This is a genomic window from Mesorhizobium sp. M7A.F.Ca.ET.027.02.1.1 (assembly GCF_004022985.1).
Lineage (GTDB): Bacteria > Pseudomonadota > Alphaproteobacteria > Rhizobiales > Rhizobiaceae > Mesorhizobium.
Genome location: NZ_RZOL01000624.1, coordinates 1 through 2,303, shown reverse-complemented (window position 1 = coordinate 2,303; position 2,303 = coordinate 1). Strand labels below are relative to the sequence as shown.

Here is a 2,303-nt window from a genome sequence, read left to right as displayed (position 1 = left end):
CGTTTGCCGTAGGTCTCGGCAATCCAACGCAGCTGTGGCACGATGGCCCTCTGTTGTGCAGGCGTTAAATCGCCATCACCAAAGACGTATCCCCAGTGGCCAATCGCGTGTATCTCGCAGCCAATATCGACAACTGCTTGCACGAACGCCGCGATGTCCTTTTCCTTCATCGTCTTCAATGTCAACTTCTCGTCCAATGGGGGTTCCGCTGTCCGATGCCCCATTTCAAATACCTCTAGTCTTTGTCGAGGTCGTGACTTGGAGCTTCAACAATCGTGTTAACTGCGCCCATAGAGCGTCGGCACAATTTATCCGCAAAGCTTTCAATGGTTAAATTGCGTACAGCAGGACATCCGTTCTAGCGCGGGTCGTGTAGCGAACTTGACAAACCCGATAGCAGTTGTTGGTTTTCGACGCCATCGAGGCTGTCGGTTATGATTCCTTCGCGATGTCATTCCAGACGTTCCGCGGCTTAGAACCCGCTGAGGGCGAGGGCCGCTAAGCATGGCAATTTGCAGCAGGTAAGCGGCGAGCGTGGGCCGTTGGAGGCGCGGTCGCGTTCGGGGCGCGTAGATCGTCGAGAGCTGGTCCTACGATCCCGTGCCCTTGGGAAGCAGGAGCTCCGGAGACCTCTCTCCTCTACATCCAGTTCCACGACCGTCCCGACGAACGGGTGGCGCTGGCTGCCGGCTCTCTCCCTAACTCCGCGGACAAGCTAGCCGGCTACAGCGTCCACGCCAACCTTCGCCGAGATCACTGCGCTCGACCGTGAAACTGCTTTCCCGGCCATGTCAGCTTCGGGAAACGTGACGCCGCCCCAAGACCTCGAGGCGACTGCGAAACACGGCACTACCGGCGCCGGCGAGCATTTACTGCTGTGGGCGGCCCTTCTCTATTTATTTGGCCCCCGTGTCATCCTCTTTGAGACGCTTCCGATCTCGCTGACGCCGGACGATCTCGCGGTCGATCGCCTCACGGACCACGTCCAGTCTGACCTCGCCCTTCTCGAGAAGAGAATCGATCTTCGCCGTCGTGCCTTCGGCCAACGGTAGCTGGATTCGTTCGGTCCATTGCTTCTTTCGTCCCACGCGGGCAGGCGTGTCATGTATATGATATTCGGTCAAGCGCCACCTTTTCGTATATATGATATTGACCGTTTATCATATACACGTTATCTCTTTCAATCATATACACGAATGGAGAGCAAGATGAATGCCAACACAAACGCCGTCATTGAAAAGAAGACCCTCGTTGAGGAGGCCCTCACGCTGATGGAAGTCTTGCAGGACTGCGAGAGTTTCGAAGGCATCGACCTGTCGACGGTCTACGTCGAGGACGAGCATGGAAACCATTCGGCGGCGTTAAGATGGTCGAGCAGACGCTGACCGACGGCTCGAAGGTCTACAACCTAGTTCTCACGGTGTCCGGATGAACGCCCAGTGGAAAATAGTCGACCAACACGGCGACGACGTTATGACTGCCGCCGCTGTCGACCGTGCCGCCACCCGTGAGCGTAAGACGCCGCGCCAAGTCGCGCAGCGAGAGGCGAAGTTGCTGGTCAACGTTAGTGCTGGCGATGCGCCCGTGTTCGCAGTCCCGGTGAAAAAGCAGCGTCCGCATCGTGAGCGCGGTGTACCACTGGAGCGCAACCCCTTCTACGACAATGTCCAGTGGGTGCGGTCTTGACCGAGGCAGAGTTGGCCGAAATGGTTGCCGATCTTATGCTCGGCAACTTCGGTCACCCATTGAGATTCTGCGAGATTCATAGCGGCAGATCTGGGGCTGGACACTTGCGAGATCGAGATCATCACGAGGGACGACGGCATGGTCTGCCTGATTGTGGAAAAGGTGAAGCGTGAAGAGGTAGCCTGACCAAACCTAGCCGACCATCTTCCCTGCGAAGTTGCCGCAAGCGATAGCCAGTCAAGGGCGTAGCCGAAGGGTACCCTTGATGGGCCAGAGCGACAGGCAACAATGAAAAGGGACTGACGGGCAAGACCACGGGCGAAGTGCAGTAAAGCACTGCCTTCTAACTACCGGTCGCCGCTGCCAGTCCCTGGCCCTTTCGGGCGTCCCTCAAAGGCATCATCATGCCGCTTGCCATTCGAGGAGTGTTCGGAAGCATCTGGTTGTGACATCCCACAGGTCACTGGCTTCTATCATTCCGTCACGCTCGGCGACGGAAACTCAATTCTTCGGCTCGTCGGTGCAACGGAAGTCCGTCCCGTCGATCCACAGAGGTCCTGAATTGCGTATGGCGGCGAGCATTCGCTCCACGATCAGTTCCGCCGCGGCTGTTGATG

3 protein-coding genes and 1 pseudogene are annotated in these 2,303 nt (G+C 57.4%); 2 read left to right on the top strand and 2 right to left on the bottom strand.

Features of this window, described 5'->3' with window-relative positions; all coding sequences use genetic code 11:
• Window positions 1-197 (bottom strand): annotated as a pseudogene (locus tag EN749_RS34330) (hypothetical protein); the annotation flags it as partial.
• Window positions 198-896: 699 nt separating this feature from the next.
• Window positions 897-1,124, bottom strand: coding sequence for a hypothetical protein (locus tag EN749_RS34325; RefSeq protein ID WP_128364841.1), 228 nt, complete (start codon window positions 1,122-1,124; stop codon window positions 897-899).
• A gap of 84 nt (window positions 1,125-1,208) precedes the next feature.
• On the opposite strand from EN749_RS34325, the gene EN749_RS37975 reads away from it, so the two are divergent.
• Entirely contained in the window at window positions 1,209-1,385 is a 177-nt protein-coding gene (locus tag EN749_RS37975) for a hypothetical protein (protein ID WP_189367916.1), read from the top strand.
• Window positions 1,386-1,428: 43 nt separating this feature from the next.
• Complete coding sequence (locus EN749_RS34320) at window positions 1,429-1,686, top strand: hypothetical protein (protein WP_128364840.1); 258 nt, start codon at window positions 1,429-1,431, stop codon at window positions 1,684-1,686.
• Window positions 1,687-2,303 lie beyond the last annotated feature (617 nt).

What these genes read in the sequence shown, in the direction of transcription:
- EN749_RS34320 (WP_128364840.1), top strand. Translation starts at nt 1,429, where the DNA reads ATGAACGCCCAGTGGAAAATAGTCGACCAACACGGCGACGACGTTATG.
- EN749_RS37975 (WP_189367916.1), top strand. Translation starts at nt 1,209, where the DNA reads ATGAATGCCAACACAAACGCCGTCATTGAAAAGAAGACCCTCGTTGAG.